This window comes from Gammaproteobacteria bacterium (genome assembly GCA_011375345.1).
Lineage (GTDB): Bacteria > Pseudomonadota > Gammaproteobacteria > DRLM01 > DRLM01 > DRLM01.
In genome coordinates this window covers 19,757-37,988 of the sequence record DRLM01000077.1, presented here as the reverse complement: position 1 = coordinate 37,988, position 18,232 = coordinate 19,757, and the positions used below count along the sequence as shown (strand labels likewise).

Here is an 18,232-nt window from a genome sequence, read left to right as displayed (position 1 = left end):
TTGCCAGGGGTCGCTTTTTCGTGCCCGTTTGGTGACCGCGCCGGGAAATAACGACTATGAACGACACCGACAACAAGCCCATTGGCAACACCGGCCTCTACCGGCCCGGTTTCGAAAAGGACAACTGCGGTTTCGGCCTCATCGCTCATATGGACGGCGAGGCCAGCCACTGGCTGGTGCAGACCGCCATTAATTCCCTGGCCTGCCTGACCCACCGTGGGGCGGTGGCGGCGGACGGCAAATCCGGTGACGGTTGCGGTTTGTTGCTGCGCATGCCGGACGCCTTCATGCGCGCCGTGGCGGCCGAGGCGGGTCTGGTCCTGCCGCCGCGCTACGCCGTCGCCATGGTGTTTTTCAACCGGGACGGGTCCAAAGCCGAGCTGGCGCGGGCCCGTTTGGTGGATGAGCTGGGCACGGAGGGCTTCCAGGTGCTGGGCTGGCGCACAGTGCCTGTGGATCCCGGTGCCTTGGGCGAGGAAGCGCTCAACTCCCAGCCGCGGATTGAACAGCTGTTCGTGGGAGTACCGGAGGCCATGGACGATGCCGAGGGTGAGCGCCGGCTTTATGTGGCCCGCCGCCGCACCGAAAAAGCCATCCGGCCCCAGGATCCCACTTTCTATATCCCCTCCTTGTCGTCGCGGGTGATGTCCTATAAGGGCCTGGTGATGCCGGCCAACCTGCCGGTGTTTTACCGGGACTTGAACGACTCCCGCCTGGCGTCCAGCATTGCGGTGTTCCACCAGCGCTTTTCCACCAACACCTGGCCGGAGTGGCGTCTGGCCCAGCCGTTCCGCTATCTCGCCCACAACGGCGAGATCAACACCATCCGCGGCAACCGTAACTGGTCGGTGGCGCGGGGCAACAAATTTGATATTCCCGGTGTCAATATTGCGGACATCCGCCCGCTGGTGTCCATGAGCGGGTCCGATTCATGCAGCCTGGACAATATGCTGGAGGCGCTGCTGGCGGGGGGCATGAGTGTGTTCCGCGCCATGCGTCTGCTCATTCCGCCGGCCTGGCAGAACGTGCAGACCCTCGACCCCGAACTCAAAGCGTTTTACGAATACAACTCCATGCATATGGAGCCCTGGGACGGGCCTGCCGGCATTGTGCTCACCGACGGCCGCTACGCCGCCTGCTCTTTGGACCGCAACGGCTTGCGCCCTGCCCGCTGGGTGGTCACCAAAGACCGCCACATCACCCTGGCCTCGGAAATCGGCGTGTACGCTTACGCACCGGAGGACGTGGTGGCCAAGGGCCGTCTCAAGCCTGGTCAGATGATCGCCGCCGATACCGAAACCGGTGAGCTGCTGTTGCCGGAAGACATCGATAACCTGCTGAAATCCCGGCGGCCTTACCGCCAGTGGCTGAACGACCATTGCCGCAAGCTGGAGGCGGCGCTGGACGAGGCGCCTCCCGAGACCTGGGATGACGACACCATGGCCGTCTACCAGAAGCTGTTCCAGGTCACCTTTGAAGAGCGCGATCAGGTCCTGCGGGTGTTGGCCGAGGCCGGCCAGGAAGCGGTGGGCTCCATGGGCGACGACACCCCCCTGCCAGTGCTGTCCCGGCGGGTGCGCTCGCTTTACGACTATTTCCGCCAGCAGTTTGCCCAGGTCACCAACCCCCCCATCGACCCGCTGCGCGAGCAGATCGTCATGTCTTTGGAAACCTGCCTGGGGCGGGAGCGCAATCTGTTCGGGGAAACGCCGGAGCATGCCGCGCGGCTGGTGATCGACTCACCGGTTTTGTCTGGGCCCAAGTTCGCCCGGCTGCTGCAAATGGACGGGCAGGGTTATGCCCACTGCCGCATAGAGCTGCACTATGCGCCGCACCTGGGACTTGAAGCGGCCGTGCGACAGGTCTGCGCAAAGGCGGCAGCGGCGGTGCGCGGCGGCTGCGTGATTCTGGTCTTGTCTGACCGTGGGGCGGGCGCGGACACACTGCCCATCCACGCCCTGCTGGCCACCGGCGCCGTGCACCATCATCTGGTGAACCAGGGCCTGCGCTGCGATGCCAACATCGTGGTGGACACCGCCACGGCCCGCGACCCGCATCATTTCGCCTGCCTGATCGGCTACGGCGCCACGGCGGTGATGCCTTATCTGGCCTATCAGTGTTTGTACGACATGGTGCGCACCGGGGAAATCCGCGGCAAGGAACTGGCCGATTTAAGCCGCGCCTACCGTAAGGGCATTAACAAGGGCCTATACAAAATCATGTCCAAAATGGGCATTTCCACCATCGCCAGTTACCGCGGCGCACAGCTGTTTGAGGCGGTGGGCCTGCACGAGGAGGTGGTCAAGCTGTGCTTTACCGGCACCGTCTCCCGCATTCAGGGTGCCCGCTTCGAGGATTTGGAAAACGATCAAAAAGAACTGGCGCGGGTGGCCTGGCTCAAGCACAAACCCATCCAGCAGGGCGGCTTGCTCAAATTCGTCCATGGCGGCGAGTACCACAGCTACAACCCCGAGGTGGTGAATACCCTGCGCCGGGCGGTGCAAACGGGTGATTACAGGATCTACCAGGACTACGCCACTCATGTGAACCAGCGTCCGGTGAGTGCCCTTCGCGATCTGTTCAAGCTGCGCGGTGCCGCCCGGCCTGTTCCGCTGGATGAAGTGGAGCCGGTGGAGGCCATCGTCAGGCGCTTCGACAGTGCCGCCATGTCCCTGGGTGCCCTCTCGCCCGAGGCCCACGAAGCCCTGGCCATTGCCATGAACCGCCTCGGTGGCCGTTCCAACTCTGGCGAAGGCGGTGAAGATGCGCGCCGCTTTGGTACGGAAAAAGTCTCCAAAATCAAGCAGGTGGCCTCGGGCCGCTTCGGGGTGACGCCGCACTATCTGGTCAACGCCGAAGTGCTGCAAATCAAAGTGGCCCAGGGCGCCAAGCCCGGCGAGGGGGGGCAGCTGCCCGGCCACAAGGTCAACGGCCTCATTGCCCGTTTGCGTTTCGCCCGCCCTGGAGTGGCGCTGATCTCGCCGCCACCCCACCATGACATCTACTCCATCGAGGATCTGGCCCAGCTCATTTTCGATTTGAAGCAGGTCAATCCCGGGGCCCTGGTGTCGGTGAAACTGGTCTCCGAGCCGGGAGTGGGCACCATCGCCGCCGGCGTGGCCAAGGCCTACGCCGACCTCATCACCATCGCCGGTCACGACGGCGGCACCGGCGCCAGCCCGCTCACCTCGGTGAAATACGCCGGCTGTCCCTGGGAGCTGGGCCTGTCCGAAACCCAGCAGGCGCTGCGCGCCAACAATCTGCGCGGCAAAGTGCGGTTGCAGACCGATGGTGGCCTGAAAACTGGGCTGGATGTCATCAAGGCCGCCTGTCTGGGGGCGGAGAGTTTCGGTTTTGGCACCGGCCCCATGATTGCGCTGGGCTGCAAGTATTTGCGCATCTGCCATCTCAACAATTGCGCCACCGGGGTGGCCACCCAGGACGAGGTGTTGCGCCGGCAGCATTTCATCGGCCTGCCGGAGATGGTGATGAACTATTTCCGTTTCATCGCCCAGGAGATTCGCGAGCATCTGGCGGCCCTGGGCGTGCGTTCCCTGGCTGAGATCATCGGCCGCACAGACTATCTGGCGTTGCGCGAGGGCCAGACGCCCAAGCAGCAGCGGCTTGATCTCAGCCCCATCCTGTCCGATGCCGCGGTACCTGCGGACAAGCCGCGCCACTGCATGGCGCCCCGCAATGCGCCCTGGGACAAGGGCGAGTTGGCGGAGGAGATGGTGCGTGCGGCCCTGCCTGCCATCGAAGCCAAAAGCGGCGGCACCTACCGCTACGCTGTGCGCAATGTGCACCGCGCCATCGGCGCGCGCCTGTCCGGTGAAATCGCCAAGCGCCACGGCAACCAGGGCATGGCGGGCTCGCCCATCGAGTTGCGTCTCACGGGTACCGCGGGGCAGAGCTTCGGCGTGTGGAACGCCGGCGGTCTGCACATGTATCTGGAAGGCGACGCCAACGACTACGTGGGCAAGGGCATGGCCGGCGGCAAGCTGGTGGTTCACCCGCCCGCGAACAGCAGCTTTGAGTCGCGCAGCACCACCATCATCGGCAACACCTGCCTTTATGGCGCCACCGGGGGCAAGCTGTTCGCCGCGGGCCTGGCGGGCGAGCGCTTCGCCGTGCGCAACTCCGGGGCCCAGGCGGTGGTGGAGGGCTGCGGTGACCACGGCTGTGAATACATGACCGGCGGCGTGGTCACCGTGCTGGGCGAGACCGGCATCAATTTTGGTGCCGGCATGACCGGCGGTTTCAGTTTCGTGCTGGATTTGGACAAAGGCTTCGTGGACCGCTACAACCACGAGCTGGTGGACATTCACCGCCTCACCACCGAGCCCATGTCCGCCCACCGGGCTTATCTGCGGCAAATGATCGAAGAGTTCGCCGCGGAGACCGGCAGCGCCTGGGGGCGGAAGATTCTTGACGACTTCGGCAACTATCTGTCCCACTTCTGGCTGGTGAAACCCAAGGCAGCGGAGATTGAAACCCTGCTCGACACGCTGCGCCAGGCCGCTTGATTTGTGCCGCGGAGGATGCCGGTGTGCACGGCGTGTTGAAACGGGGCCATGACTGACCTTTCCGTGTTCTTAAGTGGTGACAAAAAATGAGTTCCACACCCATGACCAAGAATTTTGAATTTCTTGAAATTCCCCGCCAGGACCCGGCCAAAAAAGCCGTGCCGGTGCGCATTCGTGAATACAAAGAGATTTACGGCCAGTTCGACCCGGAAGCCGCCGGCCATCAGGCATCCCGTTGCCTTGCCTGCGGCAACCCGTACTGCGAGTGGAAGTGCCCGGTGCACAACTACATTCCCAACTGGCTGAAGCTGCTTGCTGAGGGGAATATCTTCGCAGCGGCGGAGCTGTCTCATCGCACCAACTCCCTGCCGGAGATCTGTGGCCGGGTGTGTCCCCAGGACCGACTGTGCGAAGGTGCCTGCACCCTGAACGACGGCTTTGGCGCTGTCACCATCGGCGCCATTGAAAAATACATCACCACCGAAGCGCTCAAGCGCGGCTGGCGGCCCGACATGTCGCAAGTGGTGGCCACAGGAAAAAAAGTGGCCATTGTCGGCGCCGGTCCCGCGGGGTTGGCCTGCGCTGATGTGTTGGTGCGCAACGGCGTCAAGCCGGTGGTGTTCGACCGCTATCCCGAAATCGGCGGCCTGCTTACCTTCGGCATTCCCGAATTCAAGCTGGAAAAGAAAGTGGTGCGGGTGCGGCGCAACATTCTGGAAGAGATGGGTGTCAGATTCGTGCTGGGCACCGAAGTGGGCAGGGACGTCGCCTTCCAGCAGTTGCTGGACGAGTACGATGCCGTGTTCCTTGGCATGGGCACCTACACCTCGATGAAAGGGGGCTTTTCCGGCGAGGACCTGCCCGGGGTGTTCGAAGCCCTGCCCTATCTGATTTCCAACGTAAATCATTGTCTGGGACTGGAGCAGGATCCGGCGGACTTCATCGACATGAAAGGCCAGCGGGTGGTGGTGCTGGGCGGCGGTGACACCGCCATGGATTGCAACCGCACCGCTGTTCGCCAGGGCGCCGCCAGCGTCACCTGCGCCTATCGCCGCGACGAGGAAAACATGCCCGGCAGTGCGCGCGAAGTGGCCAATGCCAAGGAAGAAGGCGTGCAGTTTTTGTGGCACCGCCAGCCGGTGGCGGTGGTGGGGGATGGCAGGGTGGAAGGGGTGAAAGTGGTCACCACCAAGCTGGGTCCACCGGACGCCCGCGGCCGTCGCACCCCGGAAGTGGTCTCCGGCTCGGAAGAAATCATTCCCGCCGACCGCGTCGTCATCGCCTTCGGTTTCCGCCCCAGTCCGGCGCCGTGGCTGGCCGATTTCGGTGTCGAGACCGATGAGCGGGGCCGGGTCAAAGCATCGCGGCAGGGCGCGTACAAATACCAAACCACCAACCCCAAAATCTTTGCCGGGGGCGACATGGTGCGGGGTTCCGATCTGGTGGTCACCGCCGTCTTTGAAGGCCGCGGCGCGGCGGAAGGTATATTGGATTATTTGGGCGTGCAAACTATATTTGCCTCAAAGTATGGCATTGTCGCCAGCAAGAGCGGCTAAAGTTGGCTTTGTATGTCCGATAATAAAAAAGACAACCAACTTTCCGGAGAGCAGCGTTTTCATCTTTGGGTGATGCTGGTTGGTCGTGGTGCCAGTATTCTGATGTTCGGAATCAAAGCCGCGGTTGCAATAAGTTTCGTTCTTGGCCTGGCGCATATCGTTCATGCCTTCGCTGGGAGAGCCACCAGCGCTGATTTGAACCTCAATATTGATGCGGAAGGTGACCTTTTTGTCCGATTCTGGTCGGGCTTCGACGAGGCATGTAAATGGGCCTGGCAGTGGTGTCTATGTTGTACGGCCTTTTTGAGCGGGAGCTGCGCCGTCGTAAAACGAAATACTTGCAAGATCGGATTATAAAGTTGGAAGAGCGGCTTGACCCGAACAGAGAGTCAAGTGGTCTTACTCCACGAGGTGAAACCCGCCCGGAGGACAAAGCATGAGCGATCTTGAAATCAGCGCTTTTTTCGCTTTGTTTACGCTTGGTCTGGGGTTTTTATTTTTTTATTGGGTGTGGCAACAATATGTCATCGATTCAACGCGCCAACAGCTTTTTGAGTTGCGCGATGCACTTTTTGATTTAGCTTCCGATGGAGAGATTTCGTACGATAGTGAAGCCTATGTTATCTTGAGAAAGATGTTTAATACCTATATCCGATTCGCACATGAACTGAATTGGATCCATGTTGTTGCGTATATGATGCTGGCGCGTCAGAAACGTGGCGAAATCAGCCGGAGCGCCTTGCGGGTCGAACACCTCATCAAAGAGATACTGGATCGGCGCGCTCGCAAGAAAGTGGAAGAGATGGTTGCTCAGCTACACATGGTTTCCATGTGGCATATCGTTAGAAGATCCTTGTTGTTGATGTTGATGGTGCCGATTGTTTTCATAATCTCTTTCTTTTTTATGGCCAGCGCAAATGTAGTGGCAAAGCTGTATAAAAAGCTTGGCGTTATTCTGGATGCAAAGGCCTATTCAGAAGCAACGAGCTAGTCACCGGTTCCCGCCGTAACTCATTTTCCGCTGTTATGGTAGTTTCATATAAGAATTGGACTCCATGAACGTTCTGAAAAACGACCGTTTCCTGCGCGCCCTGCTGCGCCAGCCCGTGGACCGCACGCCTGTTTGGATCATGCGCCAGGCGGGCCGCTATTTGCCCGAATACCGCGCCACGCGGGAAAAAGCCGGGTCTTTCATGAACCTGTGCACCAACCCCGAGCTGGCCTGCGAAGTCACCTTACAGCCCCTGGAGCGCTTCGAGCTGGATGCGGCGATTTTGTTTTCCGATATCCTCACCGTGCCCGATGCCATGGGCTTGGGGCTGGAGTTCGTCGCCGGTGAAGGCCCGCAATTCAAGCGCCCCGTGCGCAGCGCCGCGGACGTGGAAAAACTCCCCGTGCCCGATCCCGAAAGTGAGCTGCGCTACGTGATGGACGCCGTGCGGCTGATCCGCCGCGAACTGCGCGGCCGGGTGCCCTTGATCGGTTTTTCCGGCAGCCCCTGGACCCTGGCCACTTACATGGTGGAAGGCAGCGGCAGCAAGGAATACGCCCACGTCAAAGGCATGCTGTTCGACCGGCCCGGGCTGCTGCACGCCTTGCTGGACAAAACCGCCCAATCGGTAACGGCTTATCTCAACGCCCAGATTGCCGCCGGCGCCCAGGCCGCGATGATTTTCGACACCTGGGGCGGTGTGCTCAGCCCGCGGGATTATCAGGAATTCTCCCTGCGTTACATGGCCCAGATCGTGGACGGCCTGAGCCGCGAAAACGACGGCCGCCGTGTGCCGGTGATTTTGTTCACCAAAGGCGGTGGCGCCTGGCTGGAAGCCATGGCCGCCACCGCTTGTGACGCACTGGGTCTGGACTGGACCGTGGACATCGGCGCTGCCCGCGCCCGCGTTGGCGATCGGGTGGCGCTGCAGGGCAATATGGACCCTTGCGTGCTCTACGCTTCCCCCGAACGCATTCGCAGTGAGGTGGCCACCATTGTGCAAGCCTACGGCAAGGGCAGCGGGCATGTGTTCAACCTGGGGCACGGTATTCACCAGCACATCAATCCCGAGCACGTGAAAGTGTTGGTGGACGCGGTGCATGAATTGAGCGAGCCGTATCACACTTAAGGTGCGTACCGCATTTTCGAGCAGCAGAGTCACGATGATCGAACACTTCGAACCCCTGCGTAACATGGAAGCCTTTACGGAAGACATGTTCAACCGCATTATCGATTTCCAGGAACGCAAGCATCCGGCCTGGGATGAGAGTTTGTCTTTTGCCGAGCGCATCAAGGGCTTGCCGCTGCACAACCTGGTGTTCAGTAACCCCGACCGTGATCCTGCCAGATTCGGCCCCACGGTGGCGCCGTATTTTCCCCTGCGGGACGAGATACGCCGTATCGTGGCTTACGCCAGACAAGTGGCCGAAGCGCCGGTGTTTTGCGATGTGCACGCGGGCAACGGTTTCATCGGCAGTTTGATTGCTCAGGAAGAGGTCAACGTGATCGGCGTGCGCGATCCTTCTGCCAAGCCCAATCAAATCCGCGATTTTTACGACCGCGAGCGTTACCAGATGCGGGAGACGGCCATCGCAGCCATCGACTTTGCTTTCGATGTGGCTTTCTCCTCCTGGATGCCTTCGGGTAAAAACTACACGCCGGAGATCGTGAAACACCGGCCCAAGCTCATCGTCTTCGTGCATACCCAACACATCAACGAAGAGACCGGCGAACCCCAGACCGGCGTGCCCGAGGCCTTTACCGACTTGCCCGAGCACTACACCCTGATCCATGAGTGGGGCACCATCCGGCCCAGGGACTTGTTCCACGAAATCTGGGGCGACCTCACCCCCAGCATCGAAGAGACCCGCTATACCAAGGTTTACACCGACGTTCCTTACGTTGATATTTCGGTGCCTGATTACCTGCCCCCCGCCCATCCCTACGATTGGGAAAAAGAGCTGGAAATGGCCTTGCTGGCTTTGCAGGCCAAGGAGCATTTGCGCGCCCAGGGGATGATCTAGCCCGCGGACTCCGCCGGCAAAGAGCACGCATGCCTACAGGCCGGTGGCATGGCCCTCGCCGCGAGGGGGCAAGGCCGTTGTTGTTCTATAAAGGTCCATATATTCCGTCCGATAGCTCTTTTACGCAAACCAGGGCGCAAGGCGGTAGCGGGCGCCCTTGACCACAATCACAATCGGTGGCGAGGCATGAACATCGCGCCCAATATGAGCCGCCTGGATCAGTCTTTCCGCTTCGTCGCCGGCTCGTTCCTGGTTTACATCGGGTTTGTCCACGGGGGTGTGTTTGCCGACCCGGTATCGTCGGTACTGGTGGGGGTGTTCGGTCTGGCCAATGTGACCGCCGCCGTGATGCGCCACTGCTACTTTTACCGCTTCGCCGGCATCGACACCCATTGTGCCAGCGCCACCTTGCCGTTCCGCTCCCAATTGCTGTGGTCGTTTATCGCCGTTGCCGCCTTGGTGTTGCTCGTCTTCGGCGGTGTCAGTTACTACCTGGCGCTGGATTCCGGAGGCTTGAAACAGGCGGCGTTGTGGCATGATTTTGCCGCCGGCCGGGCGGCCGGCCTGTCTGCAGCGTCTGACGCCCCGGCCCTGGCGGTGCAGCTGCGCCGGGTAGACTACGCTCCTGTGGACAACGAGCTGACGGCGGTGGTGGATAGTGCGGGACAAGCCCTCACCGGCCCGCCTCTGACGGCGTTCCCGGATGTGGGTCAGCCGCTGTTCCTGCCCGGTGCCAGCGAGGCGGCCCGCCATCGCTTCGGTTATGTGCGGCGCAAGGCGCATGTGTTGCTGTGGGCGACGGCGCCGGTTCCCGGCAGCGGGCTGACGCTGGTCACTCTCCATCGCGCCCGTCCCATCGCCACGGAATTGCTGGAAACCCTGGGCATGCGGCTCCTGGTGACGGCGGGACTGGTGATCTGGATCGCCATCTGGGGGGCCTTGATACTGTCCCGGGCTATGGCCCTGCGATTGGAAAAGCACCAACAAGCCATGCTCCATCAGGCCATGCACGATCCCCTCACCGGTCTGCCCAACCGTGCCCAACTCTATCGCCGCTTGTCGCTGCTGGCGGCGGGTGATTCACCAGCGTTCACGCTGATCGTGATGGATCTGGATCGCTTCAAGGACATCAACGACACCCTGGGCCACGATTGCGGCGACCGTTTGCTACAAGGTATTGGCGCCCGCCTGGGCAACGCGCTGGCCGGGGATGAAATGGTGGCCCGCCTGGGGGGGGATGAATTCGCCGTATTGATCCCTGGGCTCGACCACAGCGCGGCGTTCACGCGGGCAAAAGAAATGCAGGCGGTTCTGAGGCAACCCTTTCCTTTAAGTGGCATCGACATTGTCGTCGATGCCAGTTTGGGCCTGGCCCATTACCCGGACCAGGGGCGTGATGCCCGTGTGCTGATCCAGCGGGCGGAAGTGGCCATGTACCACGCCAAGCAGCACCATTTGGGCTGTGTGGCCTATTCGGCCGAGCTGGATCCGTACACGGTGCGACGTCTGACCATTATGGGCGACTTGCAGCGTGCCATCGAGGAGGATCAGCTTGTGCCCTACTACCAGCCCAAGGTCAACCTGCGTTATCAGCGCACCGAGGGGGTGGAAGTGCTGCTGCGCTGGCGCCATCCGGTCCTGGGTCTGCTCGGGCCGGAAGACTTCATTCCCCTGGCCGAACAAAGCGCCCTGATCCGGCCCCTGACGGAATGGGTCCTGAACGCCGCCCTCTGCCAGTGCCGCGCCTGGCGGGAGGCGGGTATGGGTCTGGGCGTGGCGGTGAATCTTTCGCCCAAAAACCTGCATGATGTCTGTCTGCCGGTCAAGGTGGCTGCATTGCTGGAACGGTGGCAGGTGCCGCCTTCCGCCCTGACCCTGGAGATTACCGAAACCGCTCTTATGGCGGATCCGCGCCACGCCCTGAAAATCCTCACCCAGCTGCACACCATGGGTGTCAAGTTGTCCATAGACGATTTCGGCACCGGCTACTCCTCCCTGGTGTACCTGAAAGAATTGCCGGTCTCCGAGATCAAAATCGACCGGTCTTTTGTGTTGGACATGCTTCACGATGACAACGATGCCGTTATCGTCCATTCCACGTTGGATTTGGGTCACAACCTGGGTTGCCGGGTGGTGGCGGAAGGGGTGGAGAATGACGCCACCCTGGAGCGATTGCGCCAATTGGGTTGCGATTCGGTGCAAGGCTATTATTTCAGCCATCCCCTGCCCGTGGCGCAGTTCGAGGACTGGCTCAAAACCACGTCTTGGCCCGGCGTTCCGCTGGCTGCGGGTCAGGCTGCGGCGGGTTCCCGTTCCCGCTACGTCCGTTCCTGAAACCGCTTCTGCCACAGTGGCAAAATACGGCTATAATGGCTTCACCCAATCTCGGCCATGGACCATAACAACAAGAAAAGGAAGCACTATGCTGAGGGAAGGCCGCGAACACGAACGCAAGCATCTCACCGTCGAGCACGACGACACCTGTTTTTACATCGAAACCCCCACCGGGCAGTGGCCGTGTGACGACATTTCCAATGTGACAGTTCACGGCGCCGGTGTCCGTTTGCCTGTCTTTCTGGCGGTGGGCACGGCGATGGTGCTGGATTGCCACCTGGGTGAACATCACGTCCGCGTCCAGGGGCTGGTCATGTGGTGCCGGTCCGAAGACAGCCGCTGTGGCGACAGCGCGTATCGCGTCGGCTTGCGCTTCAATCCCCGGGATGTTCGCAACAGTTCCTTGCTGTTTTTGGCGCTACGGTCCTACGGCTAGCCGGCTTTGCGCCTGTTTTGGGAGCCCGCCGCTTGGCGGGCGTGTCCCGCCCTACAGAAATGTCCACCCGGGGCCGATATCTCCGGCTGTAGCACTTTGACGAGAAGGGAACGCTATGGTTGAAAACCAACGCCGTCACGACCGGCACACGCTGCGGACGGAAGAAATAGAAGGCCGGTTCAAGCTGAACGTTGCAGGCGAGTGGCATCCCTTGATGCGTATCAACGATGTGTCCGTCTCGGGCATGGGGCTGTATTTCGCCGCGCCCCTGGAGGCGGGCACGCCGGTCAAGGTGTCTTATGAGGCGGACGACATGCATGTAATGGTCTCCGCCACCGTGGTCTGGCACAGCCCGGATGACACTGCGGAAGACGGTGTCCCCAGCTACCGCCTGGGGCTGCAATTCAATCCCTTGGACGCCGATACCAATGTATTGATGTTCATGGCCTTGAGAAAATATCTGGACGCGTTCGAATAGCGGGTTCAGGCCCTGCTGAGCCCGCGCGGTCAATACCACTCCTCTGCCGCGGCACTTACCGCCTCCCTGGCGATGATCACCCGGTTGCGTCCGGCCGATTTGGCTTCGTACAGCGCCCGGTCCGCGTGTCCCACCAGCACTTCGCCGCGGGGTTGGGCGTCCAGATCCATGGGCTGCCGCGGACAATAGGCCGCCACGCCAATGGACAGGGTCACCTGGAAGGGAAGGCCGTCCTGGGTGGCAAAACGGTGGCAGGCTACATTGTCGCGGATGCGTTCGGCCACCTCCGCCGCCTCGGCGGCCCGCAGCCGCGCCAGCAGAGCGGCGAATTCCTCCCCGCCGTAGCGGGACAGCACGTCACTGCCCCGGAGCTGGGCCCGGATCAGGGCCGCCACTTCCCGCAGCACCTGGTCGCCGGTCTGGTGGCCGTAGTTGTCGTTGACCTTCTTGAAATGATCCACGTCCAGCAGTAGGCAGCTCAGCGGCAGGCCGTCGCGGGCGGCGCGGTCCAGTTCCTCGGTGAGGCGCTGGTCGAAAAAGCGCCGGTTGTTGATGGCGGTGAGGGTGTCGGTCAGCCCCTGGCGCTTGAGGCGTTCCAGGTTGGTGGCGTTCTCCACGCAAATGGCCACCACCGCTGCCAGGTGTTCGAGAAAATCCGTGCGCACCCCCTTGACAAAGCGTTCGGCGTTGTAACTGCCGATGTTCAGGCTGCCGATCAGCTTGCCACGGCGCACCAGGGGCAGCAGGGCCACACTCTTGGGGGCGCGGCGGGTGGCGCCGAACAGGGCGGCGTGGTGCTGGGGCTGGTAGGGGCCCAGATAGGCGAACAGGGAGACGGGAAACATCACATCCAGATCGTTGGGGTGGGCGGCGAAGCTCAAGGCGGGATGGTCCGCCAGATTCACCCCTTCCTCTTCCAGAATGCGGCGGATTTCGTATTCCGGGTCCAGCAGCAGCAGGGTGACGAGATCCCAGTGGAACACGGCCGGATCCGGGTAGAGCACGTTCTGGATCAGCTCGAACAGGGAGTTGAGGCTGATCAGGCGCAGCTCGTGGGTTTGAAAGCGCCGCAGCTTGGCCTCGTTGCGGTGGGCCTGGGCGATGTAATCGTCCAGGCGCCGGCGCAGCATTTTGTTTTCAGCGTAGAGGTCTTTGGCCATGGCAGGGGGTGAGCCGGGGGACGTTTCGAGACTTTCTCAGCATAGCACAGCGTCCGGCGGGAGGCGGCTGCGGGAATCCGATATAATCCGCCCCTGCCCGGCGCGGCCCCAACCGAGATGTCCATGACCCGACCCCCTTATGCCCTGCGCGGCCTGCTGGCCCTGGCCATTGTGCTGGGCTGTTACTACCATCTGGGCGCCGTGCCCCTGTTCGATCTGGACGAAGGGGCCTTCAGCGAGGCCACACGGGAGATGTTGCTGCGGGGGGATTTGATCTCCCCCTATTTGAATGGCGTCCCCCGCTTCGACAAGCCGGCCTTTATCCACTGGTTGCAGGCGGCCGGCGTGAGTCTGCTGGGGTGGAACGAGTTCGCCCTGCGCCTGCCTTCCGCCGTGGCGGCGACCCTGTGGCTGGGGGTGGTGTATGCCGCCGTGCGACGCCTGCGGGACGAGCGAAGCGCCCTGTGGGCCGCTTTCACCATGGCCGCCTCCCTGGAGATTTCGGTGATGGCCAAAGCCGCCACCGCCGATGCCCTGCTGAATCTGTTCATCACCAGCGCCATGCTCAGCGCTTTTTTGTATTTCCGCCTGGGCCGGCCGGCTTACCTCTACGCCACTTACGCAGCCATGGCCCTGGGTTTTCTCACCAAGGGGCCGGTGGCCGTGGTGATCCCCCTGGCCACGACGTTTTTGTTTTATCTGAGTGAGCGCCGCCTGGGCGACTGGTGGCGGGCGGTGCTGCATCCCCGGGGCCTGGTGCTGTTCGCCCTCATCGCCCTGCCCTGGTATGTGGTCCAGTATGCCAAGGAGGGGGAGGCCTTCATTCAGGGCTTCTTTTTTAAGCACAATCTCAGTCGCTTTCAGGATCCCATGGAGGGTCACAGCGGCAGCCTGTTTTACTACCTGCCGGTGATCCTCATCGGCGTGCTGCCCTACACCACGGTGCTGCTGGTGACCCTGGCGCGGGGCCGGGCCATCCTCCGTGATCCCCTGGGGCGTTATCTGGCCATCTGGTTTGTTTTCGTGCTGGTGTTGTTTTCGCTCTCCGGCACCAAGCTGCCCCACTACATTGTCTACGGTTATACCGCCCTGTTCGTGTTGATGGCGCTGTGGGGGGAGCCCTGGCCCCGTCGGGGCTGGCTGCTGCTGCCGCCTTTGTTGCTGTTTGTGTTGTTGCTGGTTCTGCCGGAGCTGCTCACTGCGGCGCTGCCCTATGTCAGGGATGCTTTCGCCCGCAGCATGCTGGCGGAGGCTGCGGCCGAGTTCAGCGCGGCGTACCGCGTCTATTTTGCCCTGGCCGCCCTGGCCATGGCAGGACTGATGCTGTGGCGGCCCATTGCGCCCCGCCAAGCCCTGGCAGCGGCGGGTCTGGCCACTGTGTTCGGCCTGGCCCAGTATGTGATCCCGGTGGTGGCCGCCGTGCAGCAAGCGCCCATCAAGGAAGCGGCACTGCTGGCCAGGGCCCGTGCTGAGCGGGTGGTGATGTGGCGCTTGAACACCCCCAGTTTCAGTGTCTACAGTGAGCGCCTGGTGGCCCGGCGGGCGCCCCGCGCGGGCGAGGTGGTGCTGACCAAAGCCCTTTATCTGGCCGATCTGGGTGAGGTGGAGGTGCTGTATCAGAAACACGGCATCGTGTTGGCCCGCGTCAGTGCCGTGCCCTGAGGACTGAACCGGCCGGACATGGACCTAAACACCCTGCAACCCTTGCTGGACTGGATTGCCGCCCACCCCACCTGGGCGGGGGTGGCGGTGTTGCTCATCGCCATGGCGGAGTCCATGTTGATTCTCGGCGTGTTGGTTCCCGGCGCCCTGATGATGTTCGGTGCCGGCGCCCTGGTGGGGGCCGGCAAGCTGCCGATGGTGGAGACCTTGCTGTGGGCCATGGCCGGCGCCGTGGCCGGCGACAGTGTCAGCTTCTGGATCGGCCGTTATTTCAAGGAGCGCCTGAAACGCGTCTGGCCGTTCAAGCATCACCCCAGCATGATAGCGCGCAGCGAAGCCTTTTTTCAGCGCCATGGGGGCAAGAGCGTGTTGTTCGGCCGCTTCGTCGGGCCGGTGCGGGCGGTGATTCCCGCCGTGGCCGGCATGATGGGCATGCCCCCGGGACGCTTTTTGTTCGTCAACGTTGTCTCCGCCATCCTGTGGGCGCCCTCCTACATCCTGCCGGGGGTATTGTTCGGTGCCTCCCTGGGCCTGGCGGCCCAAGTGGGCATGCGCCTGGCGCTGTTTTTGTTGGTCATCGTGATCGTCCTGTGGCTCACCGTGTGGCTGGCGCGGCGCCTGTTTTCCCTGTTGCAGCCCCATGCCGCGGCATTGATGGAGCGCCTGCTGAGCTGGGGCCGGCGGCATCCCTACCTGGGAGGCTTCGTCACTGCCGCCTTGGATCCGCGCTGCCCCGAAGCGCCGGGCCTGGCGGCGGCGGGGGCGTTTTTGGTGGTGACCGCCTGGACCGTCATGTCCCTGGGGGGGTTGTTGGACAAGGCGCCGCCCAGCGCCACGGACACCAGTGTGTTCAACCTGTTGCAGGGCCTGCGCACCCCCTGGGCTGACCGCATCATGCTGGCCATCAGCGCCCTGGGTGAGCCATTGGTGCTGGGGGTGGTGCAAGGGGGGGGGCTGCTGTGGCTGCTGTGGCGCCGGCGCATATTGCCAGCCTTGCACTGGCTGGCCGCCGGTGGCTTTGCCCTGGTGCTGGCTTTTGCCCTGCAGGGCCGGGCCCCTTCGCCCCTGGGTCCGGAGGTGCCCTGGTGGGACAGCAGCCCGCTGGTGCTGGTCTGCGGGGTGCTGGGATTTTTGGCGGTGATGATGGCCCCCGGCATCCGCAGCAGTTTGCGCTGGTTGGTTTATGCCGGCGCCGGTGCGGCGGTGGTGGCCGTGGCCGTGGCCCAGCTCTATCTGGGTGGCCTGTGGTTTTCCCAGGCCCTGGCCGGCATGGTGCTGGGGGTGGCCTGGGTGGTGCTGCTGGGGGCGGCCTATCGGCGCCACAGTGACCGCCCCCTGGCACCAGCGCCCCTGGGGGGAGTGGTGGCGCTCAGCCTGGTGGTGGCCGCCGGGGTTTATGGCAGCGACTATCTTGAGGGGGGCGGCAGCCGCTATCAGCATCCGGTCCGGGAAATCCGCCTCGGCAGCGCGGCCTGGCAGGCGGGCGCCTGGCAACGCCTGCCCAGCCACCGGCGCGACCTGGAAGGTGAATTCGAACAGCCCCTGACCCTGCAGTGGGCCGGTGATTTGAGCGCCATTCGTGCCGCACTGCTGGCCCGGGGCTGGCGGGAACCTGTTGCTCTGACGCCCGTCAATGCCGTGCGCTGGCTGCAGCCGGATCCGCCCCTGGAAGATTTGCCTGTGCTGCCCCAGGTGCACGACGGCCGCCACGAGGCTTTGCTGCTGATCCGGCCCCTGCCCGGGACGGACCGGGAAGCGGCGCTGCGCTTGTGGCCCACTGCGGTGCGTGTGGACGGGGCCGGGCGCCCCCTGTGGGTGGGTAATGTGTCCACCTTGCAGGCCTACCGGCCCCTGCCCTGGCTCACCGTGCCTGTGACGGGCGAGGACTTCACCACCCCCTTGAGCCGCCTGGCGCGGGAGCTGGCAGACTGGCAGCGGCGGTGGGTGGACGGTCCCGGTGGCCGCCGCACCCTGCTAGTATTTCCGCCGTGAAAAACAAACCCTTCATCAGCCGGCTGGGCTTCGCTCTGGAAGGATTGAGGGCGGCCTTTCGCACCGAGCGCAGCTTCCGCACCCAGGCGGCGGTGGCGGCAGCCTTGTTGGCGCTTCTGGCGCTGTTGCAACCGCCGCCCCTGTGGTGGGCCCTGGCGGGGGTGATGGTGGCCCTGGTGCTGGCTGCCGAACTCATCAACACCGCTCTGGAGGGCCTCGCTGATCACCTGCACCCGGAGCGCCATCCGCAGATCAAACTGGTCAAGGACTGTGCTGCGGGTGCCGTGCTGGTGCTGAGCGTGGGGGCCTTATGGGTGGGGCTGTGGATGTTGTGGTCCTTGTGGTCGGGCGGGGCGTAGCCGATGTTGCCTCCGCGCCGGGTTCAGCTTGCAGCTTTCAGTGGGCGGCGGGGGAGACGGGGTTTTGGTGAGCGGTATCGATATTGTTTTCCAGAGGAGGCGCTGGTCTGCCTGCTCTTTTCAAACACCGCCGTCATCCTGCCGCGCCCGCCACATGCCCACCAGCCGCTCCAGCCGCACCATGGGATCGTTCAGTTGCAGCAGGTATTGTTTCTGGGCGGCGTCCAGGGGGGTCCAGTCCGCCAGCCGGGCCAGCAGCAGTGTGGCGTCGTGGGCGGGCCAGTCGCTGTCTGTGGTGTCGCCGGCGGGGAAAGCGTTTTCCCACAGGTCGCGCAGTGCCGTCAGCAGCGGTGGCGGCACGGGCGCGGCGGGGGTTTCCTCCAGCAGCGCCACCTCGGCGCGCAGAAGCCGGTCGCGTTCCACCTGCCGGGACAGGATGCGGAAGCGGCGGTGGCCCAGCACGGTGATGGCGAGCACACCGTCTTCTCCCGCTTGCCAGTCTGATATCTCCACTACGGTGCCCACGTCGTACGGCAGGGCCGGGGCACCGGCTTCCCGGCCTTCTTTGATGAGGCACACGCCGAAGCCGCTGCCCTCACGCATGCAACGGCTGAGCATGTCGAGATAACGTGGTTCGAACAGGCGTAAGTCCAGGCGTCCCCCCGGAAACAACACGCAGTGCAGCGGAAACAGGGGGAGCGTGGTGGTGGACAT

The 18,232-nt window shown here is 63.0% G+C and carries 14 protein-coding genes; 12 read left to right on the top strand and 2 right to left on the bottom strand.

Annotated features, from left to right (window positions below; all coding sequences use genetic code 11):
- The first annotated feature begins 56 nt into the window (after window positions 1–56).
- The 9 genes from gltB to ENJ19_05745 all read left to right on the top strand — a co-directional run bounded on the left by gltB (window position 57) and on the right by ENJ19_05745 (window position 12,345).
- A complete protein-coding gene (gltB, locus tag ENJ19_05785; protein ID HHM05237.1) occupies window positions 57–4,526 on the top strand; it encodes a glutamate synthase large subunit in 4,470 nt (1,489 codons plus the stop codon).
- A gap of 101 nt (window positions 4,527–4,627) precedes the next feature.
- Window positions 4,628–6,082 carry a glutamate synthase small subunit gene (locus ENJ19_05780; protein ID HHM05236.1) on the top strand — a complete coding sequence of 485 codons (1,455 nt, stop codon included), beginning with the start codon at window positions 4,628–4,630 and terminating at the stop codon, window positions 6,080–6,082.
- 12 nt (window positions 6,083–6,094) lie between these two features.
- Window positions 6,095–6,439, top strand: a complete 345-nt coding sequence (locus tag ENJ19_05775) for a hypothetical protein (GenBank protein ID HHM05235.1) — start codon at window positions 6,095–6,097, stop codon at window positions 6,437–6,439.
- Between the two features lie 79 nt (window positions 6,440–6,518).
- Window positions 6,519–7,073, top strand: a complete 555-nt coding sequence (locus tag ENJ19_05770) for a hypothetical protein (protein HHM05234.1) — start codon at window positions 6,519–6,521, stop codon at window positions 7,071–7,073.
- 64 nt (window positions 7,074–7,137) lie between these two features.
- Window positions 7,138–8,202: a uroporphyrinogen decarboxylase gene (locus ENJ19_05765; GenBank protein HHM05233.1), complete on the top strand. Its 1,065-nt coding sequence runs from the start codon at window positions 7,138–7,140 to the stop codon at window positions 8,200–8,202.
- 34 nt (window positions 8,203–8,236) lie between these two features.
- Window positions 8,237–9,097, top strand: coding sequence for a hypothetical protein (locus tag ENJ19_05760; GenBank protein HHM05232.1), 861 nt, complete (start codon window positions 8,237–8,239; stop codon window positions 9,095–9,097).
- A 48-nt stretch (window positions 9,098–9,145) separates the two neighbouring features.
- A complete protein-coding gene (locus tag ENJ19_05755; protein ID HHM05231.1) occupies window positions 9,146–11,431 on the top strand; it encodes an EAL domain-containing protein in 2,286 nt (761 codons plus the stop codon).
- Entirely contained in the window at window positions 11,250–11,867 is a 618-nt protein-coding gene (locus tag ENJ19_05750; protein ID HHM05230.1) for a PilZ domain-containing protein, read from the top strand. Before ENJ19_05755 ends, ENJ19_05750 begins: the two co-directional genes overlap by 182 nt.
- Window positions 11,868–11,982: 115 nt before the next feature.
- Window positions 11,983–12,345 (top strand): PilZ domain-containing protein, encoded by a 363-nt coding sequence (locus ENJ19_05745; protein ID HHM05229.1) that lies wholly within the window; start codon window positions 11,983–11,985, stop codon window positions 12,343–12,345.
- 29 nt (window positions 12,346–12,374) lie between these two features.
- Here the strand turns inward: ENJ19_05745 and ENJ19_05740 are convergent, their stop codons facing one another.
- On the bottom strand, window positions 12,375–13,505 hold the full coding sequence (locus ENJ19_05740; protein ID HHM05228.1) for a sensor domain-containing diguanylate cyclase: 1,131 nt from the start codon (window positions 13,503–13,505) through the stop codon (window positions 12,375–12,377).
- A 117-nt stretch (window positions 13,506–13,622) separates the two neighbouring features.
- Here ENJ19_05740 and ENJ19_05735 point away from each other — a divergent pair, with 117 nt between their 5' ends.
- From ENJ19_05735 to ENJ19_05725, 3 genes are read left to right on the top strand one after another with little or no spacing between them, the layout of a single operon-like run.
- A complete protein-coding gene (locus ENJ19_05735; GenBank protein HHM05227.1) occupies window positions 13,623–15,167 on the top strand; it encodes a glycosyltransferase family 39 protein in 1,545 nt (514 codons plus the stop codon).
- A gap of 18 nt (window positions 15,168–15,185) precedes the next feature.
- Entirely contained in the window at window positions 15,186–17,159 is a 1,974-nt protein-coding gene (locus tag ENJ19_05730) for a membrane-associated protein (GenBank protein HHM05226.1), read from the top strand.
- A complete protein-coding gene (locus tag ENJ19_05725) occupies window positions 17,156–17,518 on the top strand; it encodes a diacylglycerol kinase (GenBank protein HHM05225.1) in 363 nt (120 codons plus the stop codon). The genes ENJ19_05730 and ENJ19_05725 overlap by 4 nt, the downstream gene beginning before the upstream one ends.
- 120 nt (window positions 17,519–17,638) lie before the next feature.
- On the opposite strand, the gene ENJ19_05720 is transcribed toward ENJ19_05725, so the two are convergent.
- Complete coding sequence (locus tag ENJ19_05720) at window positions 17,639–18,232, bottom strand: peptidase S16 (GenBank protein ID HHM05224.1); 594 nt, start codon at window positions 18,230–18,232, stop codon at window positions 17,639–17,641.